Source organism: Arsukibacterium sp., assembly GCF_041616895.1.
GTDB lineage: Bacteria > Pseudomonadota > Gammaproteobacteria > Enterobacterales > Alteromonadaceae > Alishewanella.
Window position 1 is genome coordinate 1 of record NZ_JBFJPY010000007.1, and the last position, 18,491, is coordinate 18,491.

Annotated in this window: 11 protein-coding genes; 3 read left to right on the forward strand and 8 right to left on the reverse strand. The window is 49.4% G+C overall.

Annotated features, from left to right (window positions below):
- The first annotated feature begins 305 nt into the window (after window positions 1–305).
- Together gorA and katG are read left to right on the forward strand one after the other, a co-directional pair.
- On the forward strand, window positions 306–1,661 hold the full coding sequence (gene gorA / locus ABY802_RS02450) for a glutathione-disulfide reductase (RefSeq protein WP_372625417.1): 1,356 nt from the start codon (window positions 306–308) through the stop codon (window positions 1,659–1,661).
- 200 nt (window positions 1,662–1,861) lie between these two features.
- A complete protein-coding gene (katG, locus tag ABY802_RS02455) occupies window positions 1,862–4,090 on the forward strand; it encodes a catalase/peroxidase HPI (RefSeq protein WP_372625418.1) in 2,229 nt (742 codons plus the stop codon).
- Window positions 4,091–4,194: 104 nt separating this feature from the next.
- Here the strand turns inward: katG and ABY802_RS02460 are convergent, their stop codons facing one another.
- From ABY802_RS02460 to bfr (ABY802_RS02495), 8 genes are all read right to left on the reverse strand, one after another.
- On the reverse strand, window positions 4,195–6,633 hold the full coding sequence (locus tag ABY802_RS02460) for a TonB-dependent receptor (protein WP_372625419.1): 2,439 nt from the start codon (window positions 6,631–6,633) through the stop codon (window positions 4,195–4,197).
- Between the two features lie 231 nt (window positions 6,634–6,864).
- A complete protein-coding gene (locus ABY802_RS02465) occupies window positions 6,865–7,947 on the reverse strand; it encodes a hypothetical protein (protein WP_372625420.1) in 1,083 nt (360 codons plus the stop codon).
- A gap of 17 nt (window positions 7,948–7,964) precedes the next feature.
- Entirely contained in the window at window positions 7,965–9,032 is a 1,068-nt protein-coding gene (locus ABY802_RS02470) for a hypothetical protein (protein ID WP_372625421.1), read from the reverse strand.
- Window positions 9,033–9,376: 344 nt separating this feature from the next.
- Window positions 9,377–12,253: an insulinase family protein gene (locus ABY802_RS02475; protein ID WP_372625422.1), complete on the reverse strand. Its 2,877-nt coding sequence runs from the start codon at window positions 12,251–12,253 to the stop codon at window positions 9,377–9,379.
- Window positions 12,254–12,412: 159 nt separating this feature from the next.
- Window positions 12,413–13,303, reverse strand: coding sequence for a ZIP family metal transporter (locus ABY802_RS02480; RefSeq protein ID WP_372625423.1), 891 nt, complete (start codon window positions 13,301–13,303; stop codon window positions 12,413–12,415).
- Between the two features lie 118 nt (window positions 13,304–13,421).
- The gene (locus ABY802_RS02485) at window positions 13,422–15,554 is read right to left on the reverse strand and encodes a S9 family peptidase (protein ID WP_372625424.1); all 2,133 of its coding nucleotides are present in this window, start codon (window positions 15,552–15,554) and stop codon (window positions 13,422–13,424) included.
- Between the two features lie 145 nt (window positions 15,555–15,699).
- Window positions 15,700–16,167, reverse strand: coding sequence for a bacterioferritin (gene bfr / locus ABY802_RS02490; RefSeq protein WP_372625425.1), 468 nt, complete (start codon window positions 16,165–16,167; stop codon window positions 15,700–15,702).
- 2 nt (window positions 16,168–16,169) lie between these two features.
- Window positions 16,170–16,643, reverse strand: coding sequence for a bacterioferritin (gene bfr / locus ABY802_RS02495; protein ID WP_372625426.1), 474 nt, complete (start codon window positions 16,641–16,643; stop codon window positions 16,170–16,172).
- 225 nt (window positions 16,644–16,868) lie between these two features.
- Here bfr (ABY802_RS02495) and ABY802_RS02500 point away from each other — a divergent pair, with 225 nt between their 5' ends.
- Window positions 16,869–18,392 carry a S10 family peptidase gene (locus ABY802_RS02500; RefSeq protein ID WP_372625427.1) on the forward strand — a complete coding sequence of 508 codons (1,524 nt, stop codon included), beginning with the start codon at window positions 16,869–16,871 and terminating at the stop codon, window positions 18,390–18,392.
- The last annotated feature ends 99 nt before the right edge of the window (window positions 18,393–18,491 follow it).

The window sequence follows — 18,491 nt, forward strand, 5'->3', positions numbered from 1 at the left end:
AATGGCGGCTTCTACTGCCGGTTTTACCTGCTCAGGTTTAATCTGTGAAAATGGCGGTAAATCGGTGAAAGTAAGTAACGGGTTACTACTTGCTGCTACGGTTTGCTGCTGCGACATAGAATCTGACATAAAAGGTCCTGCGGATGACTTTAATTAATGTTGTTTATGTTGGGCTGTAACGGCCATTTGTCAAGGTACTTTGCAGCCGCTCGTCGTGCTTTACCCCATAACCAAGCTTGTTTTTAGCCCGGGACAGTCTTATATCTGGCATAGTATTAAAATCTGAAAAAAATAAGGGCAGGTTTATGGCACGGCATTTTAATTATCTGGCAATTGGCGCCGGCAGTGGCGGTATTGCCTCAGCAAACCGAGCCGCTATGCGGGGCGCCAGTGCCGCAGTGATCGAAGCAAAAGCGATTGGCGGTACCTGCGTTAATGTGGGTTGCGTACCTAAAAAAGTGATGTGGTACGGTGCCCATATTGCTGAAGCGATTAAATATAGCGCCGACTACGGCTTTAACCTGACAGAAAACGGTTTTGACTGGGCCACCTTAGTGAAAAACCGTGAAGCCTATATTGAGCGTATTCATGCCGGTTATCAGCGTGGTTTTGCAAATAATGGCGTCGAGTATATCGAGGGTTTCGCCCGCTTTGTTAATGCTAACACGGTAGAAGTAAACGGTGAGCAGATCACCGCCGACCATATCACCATCGCTACGGGTGGTCAGCCGTTAATTCCTAATGTGCCGGGTGCGGAGCATGGTATCGACTCTGATGGCTTTTTTGCATTAACTAGCCGGCCGGAAAAAGCCCTGGTGGTGGGAGCCGGTTATATTGCAGTAGAAATTGCCGGGGTATTACACGCCCTTGGTAGCGACAGCCATTTGCTGATCCGCCATGACCGGCCACTGCGCGATTTTGATCCTGATATTACCGACATGCTGCTGGAACGGATGTCGCAGGATAAACTGCAACTGCACAAACACACCAATGTCCTGAATATCGAAAAAGATAGCGATGGCACGCTAACGGTGTACTGCGATAATGATATTACGTTTACCGGGGTAGACTGTCTGATCTGGGCCATTGGCCGCGCGCCGGCCACCGCCAACCTTAATTTGCAGGCGGCAGGGGTAACATCAGATAAACAAGGCTTTATTCGTACTGACAAGTATCAGAATACCAATGTTAAAGGCATTTATGCGGTCGGTGATATTACCGGTGAAGCGCAGCTGACCCCGGTCGCGATTAAAGCCGGCCGGCAACTGGCAGAGCGTTTATTTAACCCGGCACTGCCCGATGCCCATATGGATTATTCGCTTATACCAACAGTGGTATTTAGCCATCCGCCCATAGGTACCATAGGGCTAACCGAAGCCGAGGCACGCGAACAATATGGTGATGCGGATATTAAAGTCTATCGCTCCGGCTTTGCCGCGATGTACAACGCCATTACCAGCCACCGGGCGCTTAGCCGCTTTAAGCTGATTTGCGCAGGCAAAGATGAGAAAGTAGTCGGCTTACATGGCATTGGTGAAGGGATGGATGAAATTCTGCAAGGCTTTGCAGTGGCAATGAAAATGGGGGCGACCAAAGCAGACTTTGATGCCACCGTAGCACTGCACCCGACCAGTGCCGAGGAGTTTGTGACGCTAAGATAATCAGCTATGGCGCATGCCAAGCCTGCTGCTGTTGTTTTTCCCGCCTTTTATTAGTTTAACCGAGCCAGCTCAATCGATAAAACCGATTGATCTGGCCGTAAAAACTGGCTTTAATTGTTTAATAATCAGGTCTATAGTCATTGGTAATGTTTTGGGCTAGCAATACGCCCTTCTTATAAACACAGGACAAGGAGCAAGACATGAGCAGTGATAAAGCAAGCAGCGGTGGAAAATGCCCGGTTATGCATGGCAGCAATACCCGCTCTGGCAGCGGTGGCGGTACCCGTAATAAGGACTGGTGGCCGAACCAGCTGGACATTAAAATTCTTCATCAGAACGATAAAAAGTCGAACCCGCTCGGGGAAGATTTTGACTATGCTGCTGAATTTAAAAAACTTGACTTAGCAGCAGTAAAACAAGATTTAACTGCTTTAATGACTGATTCTCAGGATTGGTGGCCGGCAGATTATGGCCATTATGGCCCCTTTATGATCCGGATGGCCTGGCATGCTGCCGGCACCTACCGTACCGCTGACGGCCGGGGCGGCGCCAGTACCGGCAACCAGCGCTTTGCACCGTTAAATAGCTGGCCCGATAATGGAAATCTGGATAAAGCCCGCCGCCTGTTGTGGCCGGTAAAGCAGAAATATGGCAATAAATTGTCATGGGCCGATTTATTTATTCTGGCCGGCAATGTGGCGCTGGAGTCCATGGGCTTTAAAACCTTTGGTTTTGGTGGTGGCCGGGTCGATATCTGGGAACCGGAAGAAGATATTTACTGGGGTGCAGAAAAAGAATGGCTGGCAACCAGTGATAAACCCGACAGCCGTTACTCAGGCGATCGTGAGTTAGCCAATCCGCTGGCCGCAGTACAAATGGGCCTGATTTACGTAAACCCGGAAGGGCCGGACGGCAAGCCGGATCCACTCGCTTCGGGTCGCGACATTCGCGACACCTTTGAACGGATGGCCATGAACGATTATGAAACGGTAGCACTGACTGCCGGTGGCCACACCTTTGGTAAAGCTCACGGCGCCGGAGATGCTGCGCTGGTAGGTGTTGAGCCCGAAGGCGGTGCGCTTGAAGATATGGGTTTTGGCTGGAAGAGCAAGTTTAAAACCGGTATGGGCCGCTACACCATTACCAGTGGTATTGAAGGCGCCTGGACCCCAACCCCGACCAAGTGGGATAACAGCTATTTTGATGTGTTATTTGGTTACGACTGGCAGCTGACCAAAAGCCCGGCCGGTGCCCATCAATGGGAAGCGGTCAATCTAGCCGACAAAGACCACGCGCCCGATGCCGAAGATGCCAGCGATAAAGCGAAATTGATGATGACCACCGCGGATATCGCGATGAAAGAAGATCCGGCCTATCGCAAGATATCGGAGCATTTTCACAAGAACCCCGGGGAGTTTGCTGACGCCTTTGCCCGCGCCTGGTTTAAATTAACTCATCGCGATATGGGGCCAAAATCCCGTTATCTGGGGCCGGAAGTGCCTGAGGAAGATTTAATCTGGCAGGATCCGGTACCGGCAGTAGATTATGAACTGGTAAATGATGCTGATATCCGTCAGTTAAAAGACAAGTTGCTGGCATCCGGTTTATCAAATGAGGAATTGGTATACACGGCCTGGTCATCGGCGTCGACTTATCGCAACTCAGACTGTCGCGGCGGCGCCAATGGTGCCCGCATCCGACTGGCACCCCAGAATAACTGGCAGGCTAACCAGCCCGAGCAGCTGAAAAAGGTGCTGACGGCGCTCGGGAACATTCAGCAGGATTTCAACGCTAGCCAGAGCGGTAATAAAAAAGTATCACTGGCCGATTTAATCGTGCTCGGTGGTGCGGCAGCCATAGAAAAGGCAGCAGCAGCGGCTGGTAATAACATTAGCGTGCCGTTTAGCCCGGGCCGGACCGACGCCAGTGACGAGCAAACTGATGCCGACTCTTTTGATGTACTGGAGCCGGTGGCAGATGGTTTTCGGAATTATCTGTCGAAGGAATATACGGTTACCGCTGAAGAGTTATTGTTGGATAAAGCCCAGTTACTGAACCTGAGCGCGCCCGAGATGACCGTGTTAATTGGCGGCATGCGGGCATTAAATGCCAACTACAACAACAGCAAAATGGGTGTTCTGACCGACAGGCCGGGCCAGCTGACCAATGATTTCTTTGTTAATTTGCTGGATATGAGAACCCGCTGGGAGCCAGCTAACAGTAAGTCAGACAGCTTTAACGGCTTTGACCGCAAAACTGGTCAGCAGAAGTGGACAGCAAGCCGGGTTGATCTGGTATTTGGCTCTAACTCGCAGCTGCGGGCCTTATCTGAAGTGTATGCGCAGGATGACAATAACCAGAAGTTTATTAGTGACTTTGTCAGCGCCTGGAATAAAGTGATGAATGCCGACCGCTTTGACTTACGCTGATATAAGCGAACAATTGAGTTTTTAGCGTAATTAAAAACCGCTGCAGGGTTTAGCCGGCAGCGGTTTTTTTTCGTGGTCAATATAAGTTATTTATATCATCAGTATCAGAAGCGGCCACGTACACCCAGTGCCAGCGAACGGCCTGGTAGCGGTGCTTTATCCTTTAAAAATGAGGTATGAACCCGCGCTTCTTCGTCGGTCAGGTTCTGACCTTTCAGGTAAACCGTCAGCTCCTGCATACCGACATCAAAGCGGTAACTGACACTGGCATCGATTAAGGTATAACCTGCTGTTGCCTGCTCCATTTCGGCAACTTTATCCTGCTTGAAATAGCGAGTTGTCCGGATATCGGCACTGATTGCGTCCTGCTCATAAGCCAGTTCTGCAGCCATTCGCAGTGGCGGCGTACGCGGTAAATCACCGCCGCCTTGCAAGCGGGCACGCACATAATCACCCTGCAAGGTCAGTTTAAACGGGTCATTAACCTGCCAGACATATTGCGCCTCCAAGCCATGCAGCGTGACATCAGCAGCACCGAACAAATATACCGGTAACTCATCAGCATGCTCGTCCATTGGCTCTGCCGGATTAGCAGGCGCTTCCTCATGTTCCTCTTCATGATGCGCTTCGGCAAACAAGCCGGTATTTTGCAGGTAATAGTAATTATCTATCCGATTGTAAAACGCATTTAGCACAAAGCCGGTATTACCACTGAACTTGCGCAGGGTAAGGTCCAGGTTGTTGGACTTTTCCAGTTTTATCGACCGATTGCTGATTGCAAATTCGTTATCTTCCAGTACGAATAACGCGCCAACCTCATAAGAAGCGGTGCTGATATGCGGACCAAATGATAATAACTCTGCTGCAGACGGCGCCCGCTGGGAATGCGATACCGACACGCCGAGGTTATAGCCCTCGGTAAAATCCCATACCGCACCCGCCGATAAACTATAAGGCGTAAAATTCTGTTTTATATCAAATAATGCACCATGGCCGGCTTCATCTTCATGACCGTGCGCTTCTTCATGTTCAGTATGACCATGCAAAGTGATCTCAGGTAATGTCAGGTTTGACGCATTCAGGCTTACCCGCTCTATCCGGGCACCCAGTTGCAGTAACCAGTTGTCAATATGGCGCTCTTCCACCCAGCCCAGCGCCAGCATTTCGGTCTCTGATGGTGGGGTAAACGCCTCCTCACCTAAGGCTTCAAAATCGCTAAATTTATAATGCAGGCTAAAGCCACCGCGCCAGTCAAGAACAGTACGGTGCAATATTTCAAGCCTGGCTTCGTGACTGCGGTTTTTAAAAGTGGTACCTATTTCACCGCCTTCAATTTCGCTATGCTGATAATCGGTAAAAGCCAGTTTGGTGTTCACCGAGCGAATAAAACCAGTGGCGGAATTCAGCTCACTTAGTAGCTGCAGTCGGTTTTGGCTTAAATCGGCGTACACCTCTTCTTCTGCACCGTGCTCTTCGTGTTCATCATGGTCGCCATGATCATGGCCTGCATGCTCATCATGACCACCATGCGAATGGCCCGGGATACCATATTCGCGATCCAACCGACCATAAGACACGCCGATAAAACCATCATCAAGTAGCAAGCTACCGCCAACAGTAAAACCTTTAGCGGTGGCTGCTGTATTATCAACCCGACCTTTTACCGCATCTTCATCCGGCTGCGCTTCTGCAAAACCGGGGATGTTGTAGCTGTCATTGTCACGCCAGAAACCATCCACATATACCGCAAGGTTATCAACACCAGTTACCAGTGAACCTGAAGCCAGTCGCTCATCGCTTACAGAGTCGCCTTGCAGCATCCACTCAGCACGGGTGGTGTTATTAGTAGGAATGCGCTCATCCACTACGTTCACCACACCGCCAATAGCGCCGCTACCGTAAAACAGGGTAGCCGGGCCACGCAACACTTCAATCTGGGTAGCGGTGCTGGTCTCGCTCGCAACACTGTGGTCAGGACCAATCCGAGACGCATCACCGGCGTCTAAACCATTTTGGGTAATTAATACCCTTGGGCCATCCAGGCCACGGATAATCGGACTGCTGGCCACATTGCCATAAAAATTAGAATGCACCCCGACTTCATTTTTCAGAGTATCGCCCAGCGTCGATGCCTGACGCATTTTTAACGCATCACCAGCCAAGACACTAACCGGCAACGACGACTCAGTAGCCGAGGCATGGAATGGGCTGGCGGTAACATCGATAACTTCTATAGTGCTACTAAGCAGGGTCAGACTAACGTCAGTTAAGCCCTGCTCTGGCACAGAAAAATGAAAATTCCGATGCCCAAAACGTCGAGCCTCAACATGCAGTTCGGCTTCGCCGGGTCGTAAGCTGGATACAGTAAAGCGCCCTTGCTCATCGGTTACTACCCGCTGATTTTCGCCGACAACGGTCACTTCGGCCCTGGCCACTGGTTTGCCGTTTTCGTCAGTAATAACACCGGAAATAGATTCAGCCATGGCCTGGCTGGCAAAAAAACTGGCGGCAACCACACTGGCGATAATGGTTTTTCTATACATGTTGTTCCCCATAAAAGTAGCGGTTTTATTCCAATCGCTGGCAACACTTTCGGCTGCCTGAGTTATTCTCACCGAGAAATTGCTATGTTATAACATTTTTGATTGTTTTGTTATAGTATAACAAAATATTTTCGGTAGAAATTTATCGCCGTAATAGACTAATAGAGGGTTTAAACGAGAACGAGAGCGAGATTGAACTGCAAACGCCCGGATGGGCGCTGCAAAATAACGTTATTTTTGTTCAGCCATTTGCTGTAAAAACTGCAGCCGTTGCAGCTCTTCAGCGCTGGCCTGAAACGGTTCATCGGTGAGCTGGCTGAGCGAAAAGAACTCAAGCGGATATTCACTTTGCTCACTGTCGCCATAGCGGGTAAGCTCGCCGGGTACTGCGGGCCGGCGCTCCAGCACAAAGCTACTGAGAATATAGGGGCCTTCCTGTTGACGCAGTACGGGTTTGTAGGCGCGAAGTACCAACTCAGTATCACCTTCACTGAGCTTTGCGGTGGTCGTCAGTAGCGCCAGTGGTTGACGCTTTTCGGTAAATAAATTAGCACGCAGCCGGTAATAGCCCGCTTGCTCTACGTTAAGTTGCACCGGAATAAGCATATCACTGCCCGCCCCGCGGCTGGAATCAACACCGGTAATGGTCGCGACCGGATGGCTATAGACAAAACCGGTTTTCAGGGTTTGCTCACGGCCATTAGCACTAAAGGTAACACTGACTTCCAGCGGTCCATCCCAGTTATCTTCCGGGTCCAGCTCTACTTGCCAGTTTTGCTCAGGGATCCCTTGTCCAGAGCTGGCACCAGCGGTGTTTTGCATCGCGTCAGTGCTAAGCAATTTATCATTTTGCTCACTGCGTAGCTGCACGCTAACGCTATGGATGGCTAAGCCACTAACCTGCAGAGCTACCGGTATCGGCTCCGGATAGCTGAAGCGATACTTTGGCAAAACGATGGCCGCACTGGCACCGCCCTCAAGCGGTACCTGTTGTGGCACATAGTTGTTAGGGTTTAATAAGTGACTGTCATCCGGACTCAGCGGCCGCGAATAGCCAGGGTACTCAAGCTCACTGGCATATGCACTGGCCATCAGCTTAAAGCTTTCTGCGATTGGTTCCGGTACCCGTTCGGTAACCGTAATGGTCGGGGCATTGCCGGGTGCTGTGTTGCCCGTTGAAGCTGGCTGGACTGACTCAGTAAATTCTGCCGGAGCAACCGCCGGCGCCACTTGTTTCACTGGCGCTGGCCAGAAAAACCACAGGCCTGACAGCAATGCTGCCAGGCCCAGTACTACAGAGACGATTTTTTTCACTGCTTAAACCATACCTGTTAGTTTGCCGCCTGATATACCAGTGCCGACATACTGGTATTGTTTGAGTTACGCACTACCCGGTAACGTGAACTGAAAATCCACCAGCCCCGAGTTTCATCATAGGTATTAAACTGCAAGCGGTCATTATTGGTATAAGTGGCGCTGCTGCTCGCCGCAGTGACTTCATCCTGTACCCGGTTTTCAATTAAGCCACCATGGCTGTAACCTTCGCTCATCAGCAATGGATAATGGTATGGCATAAAGTTACGCACCCCATAGCTTTGACTGGCCAGCTTGCCATCGAACGCGACACTGCGCGAGCAACTGTTAAAACTACCGGCTGTTGAGGCACCACAAGCAGAGTGGCTGGCAACAACACCGTCATCCTCACCCGGTAAAAATGCACCGGTAGTCCCCAGGAAATCTGAGCCAGCACCAACAAAGCGTAAACGGGGTACCCGGCTATCAGGAAATGCGGCCAATTGGCGGGCGCTGTTTACCCGTAAATCGTTCAGCACACCAACTGTGCTGGCATTGGGTATTTCGCCCAACCAGGCAGCCAGAGCCAGCCGTAAAGTGAAGTCGATTAAACCGGAACCACTGGCGACATTAACGGCTAAATCGGCAAGTTCGGAGCCACCGCCGGCACCGGCGAAATCAAAGGTAGCGACAATATTTAAGGGTTGCAGACCGGCATTTTGCAGCCACAGCGCCTGGTTATCAATCAGGTAACGGGTTACTAAGTCACCGGTGGAATGAGACACAAAAATACAACCATTAGCACAGGTACCATTGCGTGACATTTGTTGTAGTTTCGGCCAGACATAGTCACTGGCAATTTTACCGGCAACCCGCTCATGGGCTGGCCAGTCAATCCGCACATCAGCACGATCGCGCCAATAGGCCTGCCAGTATGCGGCACCGTCGCTGACTACTTCAGTGGCGTTGGGCCGGCTGGCCAGCTGGTCAGGCTGTAAACCATGCACCAGCACTACCGGATAGCCGCCTACAGCGGCAGCAAGATTAAAACTGACGGCTAAACCGCCCAGTAACGCTGCACTAAGCAGCCCGCTTAATTTTTTCATCACAGATCCTCGTCGTTATCTTATTTTTATTAGCGAAGGCTTTAAGTGCCCTCGTCAGACTGGTAATGCTGTCCAGACTCAGTGAACAAAAATAGAACAGCTGTCACTGATTGCAAGCAGTACTTTTGAGGATTTAGTAAGCCAGACGGCTGTGTTAACGCAACGCTGTTTAAATACCGGGCAGTGCTCAACAACAGCGGCTCAGTGCCGCACAGATATCAGGTGCTAAAGGATCTGAGCAGCACAGGTTACAACCAACAGGTGTTTAAAGTGATTACTCAAACTATTTTTCTGTACCAATAAAAAAACGCAGCCGAAGCTGCGCTTTTTACCTTAAACCAGGACTACTGTGTTTTCATTTGCCGATGAAACTCAGCCAGATCGGTAATCACCTGCTGGCCCTCGAGTGTTGCAAAAGGCTGCTGACTAAAACCAGTACCGCGCAGTTGCACTGAAATACGGGCGGTATCTTTGCTCAGCAACGTCTGTTGATAAAACGCCTTTATGTCATCCAGGGTCAGTTTTTCTACTTCAGAAATTAGCTTTTGCTTACTGTCAAAGGCAAACTTCTCCTGATACCAGTCGCTAATCAGCGGCGCCACTTCTTCCTGCAAATTTTTCGGCGGCTCTTTTAAACTGACCAGCAGGCTTTGTTTCAACTGCTCAAACCCCTCGTTATCCAGTTGCTGCAGCGTTTGCCAATATTGTTGTTTAAACGCGTCAAACCGCTGCTGCATATCCACCACCGACTTGACCGGAGTTTGAATATACAAACCAAAGCCGGTGTAGTCTTCAATGCTGACCGCAGCGCCGCCAACGGCATAAGCCAACTGCTCTTCAGTACGCAAGATGTCAAATGCCTGATTTGAAAAGTGTGATTGCAACAGCTGGCCACGCGCCAGTTGTTTAACTGACGGATCAGGATGGATATGCATATCAACAATAGCGACATCAGCCACCACTAAATCCTGCTGCACGCTGATAACCTGGCCTGGTGCTGGCTGCCATACCGGACTGCGGGTATAAGGCACTGTAGCCCGCTCTGCCGGCAACGCGGCAGCAACAGTGTTGACCAAGGTTCTGACATCGTCCTGGTTATAATTGCCAAAGGCAAAAATCCGTGCCTGATGCTTAGCCAGTATTTGCTGCATAAACTGCTGTAAGTCTGCTGCCGTTAATTGCTCTGCACTGGCAATTAACTGCTCGTTATTATAATTACCGCCGCGATACAGACCGTTGAATGCCATAAACGCCTGTTGAAATGGGAAACGCCGTTCTAAATTGCGAATACCGCGCACATAGCGGTCAACTGCCTGGCTAAAGCGCTCGGCTGTGACATCTGGCGTTAATCCTGCCAACGCCTGTTGCAGCAATTGGGGTTGCTTGTCGGTAAAGCCACCAATATTCAGTAGCAAGCCATTGGTGTCAGTCAGGCTTAAATCCATACCTGCCACTGACGCTTCCGTTGCCAGTACGCTTTGCTCTAAATTATAGAGATCCTGCCACAGCGCAAACATTACTTTGGCCTTAATATCCTGTTGCGCAGCGGGGCTGTTCAAAAAGATAGTTAAGCGGCCACGGGGCTGGCTGGCAAACTCCTGGCTGGGATATAACCAGGCCTTAATTCCTTTATCTTCCACCACCAGTTCTGGTTTTTCAGCCTGTACCGGCTTGCGTAAGTCAAAGTTTTCAGGCAACAAGCGGTTCACCGCCGGTAAGTTGGTCGCAACCGGGCTTTGCTGCCAGCTGGCTATTTCCTCTGAGCTGATGTCGGTAATTTTGTAACGGCCATCATAGAAGTACAACTCGCTGTCAGAGGCTTCCTGCTGACTGATATACCATACTCTCAGGCTTTCAGGTTTTAGCTGCTGCAGCACCCGGTTAATTGCTGCGGCGTCAAACTTCTCGTAATGATACGCGGAATTTACGGCATGTTCAGCCGGTACAAACTGCATGGCATGGGCCAGATTAGAGACATAACCGAAACCATCGGTTTTTTCCAGAAAACGAAAACGGTTTGCCAGACTGGTTTGGATCTCGCTGAAATACTTACTGTCCACCCCTTCTCGTTTAACCAACTCCAGATACTGCATTACGGTGGCAATAATGGCTTCACGCTGTGCCATACCCGCATCGGTTAAACTAATATCAATGGTCAGGTTGCCATAGTTGCCGTAAGCACCTGGATTAGCACTGGCTGATAACGACGAAATTAAGCCAAGGGCTTTTAGCTGCTGAGCAGGTGAACCGGGCATTTCCGAACCCAGCAGGTAGGTAATATACTCATTAGGTTTCACCGCAAACTCGTCGCTATTATTGGTGATGGTAAAGTCTAGTCTCAGCTGCTTTACATCTTCATTTGGCACATAGTGAATGCGTTTCGCCCCAAAATTGTCATAATTAAGCTCATCTTTTACCGCCGGTTTGGCAATTTCTTTGTTTTCAATGCCAGCAAAGTGTTTGCGGGCTAACAGTTCCATTTCCGCCAGTGGTAAATTGCTTAGCAACGACAGTTTCATGGTATTGGCGGAATAATACTGCTGATAAAAGCGGACGGTTTCTGCATGCAGGTTACTGTTTTCTTTATCGCTTAGCGTTTCCAGGTTACCGATTAAAAACCGGTTGGCCGGGTGTGCGCCAAACATACTGCGAGCTAGCTTAAACTGGCCAAAAAAGTCCATTTCCCGACGCATCGACCACTCTGCATTAACGGCATTACGTTCTTTCTCGGTATATTCTGGCAATAGTAATGGTGCTTTGAAAAAATCAGAGAAACGATCCAACGCTTCATCATAAGATGGATTATTTATTTCAAACATGTAGTTGGTAATATCCAGCCAGGTATAAGCATTGGCAGCACCGCCATTTTGCGACATAAAACCATTGTATGAGGCAGGATCAGGGTAACGTTCCGTTCCCATAAACAACAAATGTTCTAAGTAATGCGCCATCCCCTGCTGGGTCATCGGATCTTGCAATAAGCCAACTCCAACACTGAGTGACGCCGCGGATTTTTCGGTAGTGGGATCGGACACCAGAATCACTTCCAGTTTATTTGGCAATACCAGGGTTTTGTATTGCCGCTCATCATTCGGGCTGACCACTACCGTTCCGGGCAGCTGCTGCTGGATACGTTGTTCTGCCGTTACTGCACTGCGCTCTGTGGCGCAGCCCGTCAGTACGGCCAGTGCTACAGCACTGATAACAAATAATTTTTTCATTAGGATACCTGTATTCTTATTTTGTAAAGGTAGTTGTGAAATTTTATGATACCCAATGTAATAAAAAACATTATCAATAGGCAAGTAAAGGGCCGGCATGGCGTGCCAGCCGATTGTAATAAAATGTGTCGGTTTTAGCTGGCATACAAAGATCCCTGCTCAGCCCAAAGCGGTATCAAGCAGCATCATTAGTACAAATCCAAGCATCAGCCCGGTGGTAGCCGGTAGTTCATGACCCTGCCGATGTGACTCCGGGATCATTTCATGGCTGATAACAAATAACATGGCCCCCGCTGCTAACGCCAACCCCCATGGCAATAATACGCTGGAATCACCCAAGACCGCGGCGCCAACAACTGCCATAACCGGCTCGGTTAAACCCGATAACACGGCCATCGCCACCGCGATAGTGCGGCTGTAACCTACGGCAAGTAAAGCCATCGCCACCACCAGACCTTCCGGAATATCCTGTACGGAGATCCCGGTAGTCAGTGCTTTTGCTGCTGCTAAATCGCCGCTGGCGAAAGAGGCACCAATGGCCAGCCCCTCAGGCATGTTATGCAGCACTATGGCAAACACAAACAACCAACTGCGGCGCAACTTCAGACCGCGCAGGCGCGCCTCTTCTTTAATAAAATGCTGATGGGGTACCAGCCGTTCTACCAGCAGCATCAGTGCAGCACCCAGTAATATTGCTAACGCTACACTACCTGAGCTGTACCATTGGCTGGCGCCGCTTTGTTCAAGAATGGCTAACGCCGGTACAATTAATGAAAACATACAGGCGGCCAGCATCACCCCGGCGCCGAACCCAAGCATAATGTCGTGCACCTTTTGGGATAACCGCTGTAAAAATAATGCGGGTAACGCCCCTGCTGTAGTAGCAGCCGCCGCTACCATACCGCCATAGAACGCAAACCGGACGCTTTGTTGTTGCTGCATCAATAGCACCAGCTGCTGCAACGCATAGCCGGTACCCACTAAAATAATTAAGCTACCTAATATTTTACGGCCAGTTAACCAGGGTGGTTGCACTAAAAATTGCTTCATACCTGCTCCCACGTAGTCAATTTAGTCAGTATAGGCGGTTTGGCTAAACCCCCTAGCTTCAGCGGCTTTGCAACAAAAAAACCGGGCAGCACCCGGTTTTTTTATTGCCCACAGGTGGTTACTCTTTCATACCCAACAAATTCAGAATAAATGCGTATTCCTGGGCGTATTCTGCCAGGCGGGAGAACCGCCCCGACTTACCACCGTGACCAGCCTCCATATTGGTTTTAAACAATAACGGGTTCTGATCAGTTTTGTGAGTGCGTAATTTTGCCACCCACTTCGCCGGCTCAAAATACTGGACTTGCGAGTCAAATAAGCCGGTGGTGACATACAAAGCCGGATACGCTTGTTTGCTTACTTGATCATAGGGCGAGTAAGCCAGCATATAATCATAATATGCTTTTTGTTTCGGATTGCCCCATTCGTCAAATTCATTGGTGGTAAGCGGAATACTCTCGTCCAGCATGGTGGTCACCACATCCACAAACGGCACATGAGCTACCAGCGCCCGGTATTTCTGTGGTGCCATATTGGCAACCGCCCCCATCAGCAGGCCACCGGCACTGCCTCCCATGCCAAATACTTTGTCTTTTGCCACATAGTTATTGGCGACCAGATGGTCGGTAACGGCGATATAGTCGGTAAAGGTATTGACCTTGTTCAGCAGTTTGCCGTCTTCATACCAGTGCCGGCCCATCTCCTGACCACCGCGGATATGGGCGATGGCGTAAACAAAACCGCGATCTACCAGGGAGAATACGGTTGAGCGAAATGACGGATCAGACGAGCTGCCATAGGAGCCGTAGGCATACTGGTACAACGGTGCCGTACCATCCAGCGGTAAGCCTTTGCGATACAGTAATGACACCGGCACTTTAACGCCGTCAGCGGTGGTAGCCCAGACCCGCTTAGTAACATAATTATTTTGCTCAAAGCCACCCAGTACCTCAGTTTGCTTTAATAGCTGCTTTTCACCGGTTTTCATATTCAATTTGTACACGGTGTCAGGTGTGGTCAGCGAGGTATAGCTGTAACGCAGCCAGTCGGTACTTTGCTCTGGATTTATCTCAAAACGGGTAACATAGGCTGACTCATCTGACGCCACATAGAACGCTTTATCCGGCGCTTGCCAAGGCATAACTCTGATCCGGCGCAAACCATCGCTGCGTTCGCTGATGGCCAGATAGTTGTCAAAAGCAATAAAATCCTCGATAAATACTTGTTCATCATGCGCCAGTAACGGCTGCCAGTGCTGACGGTCGCCAATTTTATCAGCAGCCACGGTCATTAGCCGGAAATTGGGAGCCTGCCAGTCGGTTTTTATCAGCCAGCGGCCCTGATAATGCTCTGCATCATACTGCAGATCGCGTTGCCGTGGTGCCAGTACCTTAAACGCCGTTTGTGGCTGATTGCTCGGCTGCACTCTGATCTCAGTGGATACGGTGCTTTCAGACGTAATAACCACATAGCTGTCATCGCGGCTGTTATCCAGACTTAAATAAAAGCTGTTGTCAGGCTCCTGGTAGACAGCTTTAGCCTGTGCTGGTGTGTTACCCAGCTTGTGCTGCAGCACAGTGGTACTTAACAGGGTGACCGGGTCATTCTGAATTACATATAAGGTTTGGTTATCGGCTGCCCAGGCCAGGCCGCCAGAGAGACCAGTTAGCTCGTCAGACAAATTCTTGCCCGTGCGTAGATCACGCACTTGCAGGGTATACTGGCGCCGACCGCTGGTATCCTCCAGATAGGCCAGCAGATTTTGATCCGGACTAACCTGCCAGTTTGCTACCCGGTAATAATCTTTGCCCGCCGCCAGCTTGTTCAGATCCAGCATGACTTGCTCAACGCCGTCCTTTAACGACTTGCGGGCATAAACAGGATATTCTTTGCCCGTTTCATAACGGCTGTAATAGCTGTAATCGCCTTTGCTATAAGGCACAGAGCTGTCGTCTTGCTTAATCCGGCCAATAATTTCATCAGTAAGCTGGTCGATTAATGGCTGATAGGCTTTAGCATAACTTGCAAAATAGTCGTTTTCCCGATGCAGATAGTCCAGCACCGTCGGCGACGTGCGACTGTCATCGCGTAGCCAGTAGTAGGGGTCTTGCCGGTCACCGTGGGGTGAACTAATGGTATATGGCTGTTGCACAGCAACCGGCGGCTCACTATGGTATTGATCGGCAGCACTTAACCAGAAACTGCTGATAACACTGGCGCTAAGCAGCAAATATATGACTTTTTTATGCATGGTGGATACTCATTAGAAGTTCTGACAAGAAATTAACATAAAGCCGCAGCTCGGGCTAAAGGATACGGCGGCAAAAAGTGTAAGCGAGTGTAATAAAAAAGCCGGCTATTGTAACCGGCTTTCCTGAAACGGGTCTGTTCCGACGCTACATCTGCGATTGCAAATAATTTTCCAGACCCAGCAGCTTAATTAGCCTTAACTGCTGCTCCAGCCAGTGGGCATGATCATTTTCGGTATCGTCCAACAATTGCTGCAACATGTCGCGGCTAACGTAATCCTGCTCTTTTTCGCACAACGCCATGGTTTTTTTCAGCAGTTTGGCCACCGTGTATTCCACGTTCAAGTCGTTCTGCAGCATGGTTGGCACGTCTTTACCAACATGGATGGCATCACGGTTTTTTAAATCCGGGGTCCCTTCCAAAAATAAAATCCGTTCAATTAATTTTGACGCATGGCCTTTTTCATCATCGAATTCATGATCAATTCGTTCAAATAATTTATGCAGGCCCCAGTCATGGTACATCCGCGAGTGAATAAAATACTGATCCATTGCCGCCAGTTCATTAGCAAGTAACTCGTTTAAGCCAGCGATGATCTGTTGATTACCTTTCATAATTACTCGCCTCCTACCTGAGCTTGCAGATAATTAGCCAGCCCCATTACACTAATCTGGTGCTGCTGAGTTTCCAACCAGTCCAGATGTTCTTCTTCATATTCCAGTAACTCAGTCAGCATATCGCGGCTAACATAGTCTTGTTCGGTTTCGCACAGGGCAATGGCTTGCCGTAGCAATGGCAGTTGCTCAAGCTGAAAATCCATATCGCACTGCAGCATTTCCTCGGTGTCTTCACCAATCCGCAATTTGCCCAGCGCCTGCAAATTCGGTAAGCCTTCCAGCATTAAAATCCGTTCAATTAATTCATCAGCCTGCTTCATATCTTTAATCGATTTTTTATAGCAGACGTCATTCAGTGCTTTCAGGCCCCAGTTTTTGTAGATGCGGGCATGCAGAAAATATTGATTAATTGAGGTGAGTTCAAAGGTAAGTACTTCATTTAGCTTACTAAGTACTTTGGGATTACCTTGCATAATAGGGCTCCGGTTTGCAGTAACATGGCTAACAGCTTAGGCTATCAGCCACATTTAAGCAAAATTACTTTTAAAATCATGACTATACAATTAATAAGTATTCGTATTTTCATCTCGTTTATCACCAGATTATCTTGTAAAACGGTTGTCAGTCGCATCCAGCATCGCGACCGGGGTTGTTATACGTTACATTAATCAAAGACATTGCAAACAAGAGAGTATTTTATGTGGCGTTTCATTAAACTCAGTGGCTTGATTGCCGCCCTGCTGACTGCCAGCTGGCAGCTTAGTGCAGAACAAATTCAGATTGAAGCCGATTCGGTGGTTGTTACAGAGCATCGTACCGAAATAAATGGCAAAAAAGTTAACTATAAAGCCCATACCGGTACCCAACCAGTGTGGGACAGTGAAGGCAACCCGACGGCGACGTTGTTCTATACCTATTATCAGCGCACGGACATTAAAGATACCGCTAAGCGGCCGCTGCTGATTTCATTTAACGGTGGCCCGGGCTCTGCCTCAGTGTGGATGCATGTGGCCTATACTGGTCCTAAAACCCTGAATGTTGATGACGAAGGCTACCCGGTGCAGCCTTATGGCGTAAAAACCAATCCGCACTCGGTACTTGATGTCGCTGATATTGTGTTTGTTAATCCGGTTAATACCGGCTATTCGCGGGTGTTACCGGATAAAGACGGTAAAATGCCCAGTAAAGATCAGCAACAGAAAATGTTCTTTGGCACCAATGCTGATGTAACCTATCTGGCAGAATGGATTAACAGCTTTGTCAGCCGTTATCAGCGCTGGAGTTCGCCGAAGTTTTTAATTGGTGAAAGCTACGGTACCACTCGCGTGTCCGGCCTGGCGCTGGCACTGCAGAATCAGCAGTGGATGTATTTAAATGGCGTGGTGCTGGTATCTCCTACCGATATTGGCATCAGCCGTGATGGCCCGGTTAAAGCCGCCAACCGCTTGCCGTATTTTGCCGCAACTGCCTGGTACCATCAGAAACTGGCGGCCGATTTACAGCAAAAAGATTTGTATGACATTCTGCCAGAAGTGGAAGCATTCACGATTAACCAGTACCTGCCGGCACTGGCCAAAGGCAATATGATTACTACCGAGGAGAAGCAACGAATTGCTGAACAGGTAAGCCGTTACTCCGGCATTAGCGTGCAAAATGTGCTGCGCAGCAACCTCGATATCAGCACCAGTTATTACTGGAAAGAGCTGCTGCGCGACAGAGGCCAGACCGTAGGCCGGCTGGATTCACGCTATTTGGGTATCGATAAAAACGATGTGGGTGAACGGCCTGACTACTGGGCAGAACTGACCTCGTGGCTGCATTCGTTTACCCCGGCGATTAATCATTACCTGCGTACCGAACTAAACTACAAAACCGATATTAAATACAACATGTTCGGCCCGGTTCATCCCTGGGACAGAACCAATGATAATACCGGCGAAAACCTGCGCCAGGCCATGGCCCAGAACCCCTATTTGCAGGTGCTGACCCAGTCAGGATACTTTGATGGTGCCACCAATTATTTTGATGCCAAATACAATATGTGGCAGCTGGATCCCAGTGGCAAAATGAAACACCGCATGAGTTTCAAAGGCTATCGCAGTGGTCATATGATGTATTTACGCGCCGAGGATTTAAAAAAATCGAACGATGACTTGCGTGACTTTATCTTAAATGCCCTGCCCAAAGCCGGTGAGCCGGCCAAGTACCCTGCTAACTACTAAGCAAGTACCTAGCATAGCGAGCGACATCTTAAGGGGGCGGGCCTTGAGATGTCGTAAAAAGGATCCCATGCTATACGTTAGGCCTAAACATTGATCAGC

Coding starts and splice junctions, on each gene's coding strand:
- ABY802_RS02500 (WP_372625427.1), top strand. CDS start 16,869: ATGTGGCGTTTCATTAAACTCAGTGGCTTGATTGCCGCCCTGCTGACT.
- ABY802_RS02475 (WP_372625422.1), bottom strand. CDS start 12,253: ATGAAAAAATTATTTGTTATCAGTGCTGTAGCACTGGCCGTACTGACG.
- bfr (WP_372625426.1), bottom strand. CDS start 16,643: ATGCAAGGTAATCCCAAAGTACTTAGTAAGCTAAATGAAGTACTTACC.
- ABY802_RS02480 (WP_372625423.1), bottom strand. CDS start 13,303: ATGAAGCAATTTTTAGTGCAACCACCCTGGTTAACTGGCCGTAAAATA.
- ABY802_RS02485 (WP_372625424.1), bottom strand. CDS start 15,554: ATGCATAAAAAAGTCATATATTTGCTGCTTAGCGCCAGTGTTATCAGC.
- bfr (WP_372625425.1), bottom strand. CDS start 16,167: ATGAAAGGTAATCAACAGATCATCGCTGGCTTAAACGAGTTACTTGCT.
- ABY802_RS02470 (WP_372625421.1), bottom strand. CDS start 9,032: ATGAAAAAATTAAGCGGGCTGCTTAGTGCAGCGTTACTGGGCGGTTTA.
- katG (WP_372625418.1), top strand. CDS start 1,862: ATGAGCAGTGATAAAGCAAGCAGCGGTGGAAAATGCCCGGTTATGCAT.
- gorA (WP_372625417.1), top strand. CDS start 306: ATGGCACGGCATTTTAATTATCTGGCAATTGGCGCCGGCAGTGGCGGT.
- ABY802_RS02460 (WP_372625419.1), bottom strand. CDS start 6,633: ATGTATAGAAAAACCATTATCGCCAGTGTGGTTGCCGCCAGTTTTTTT.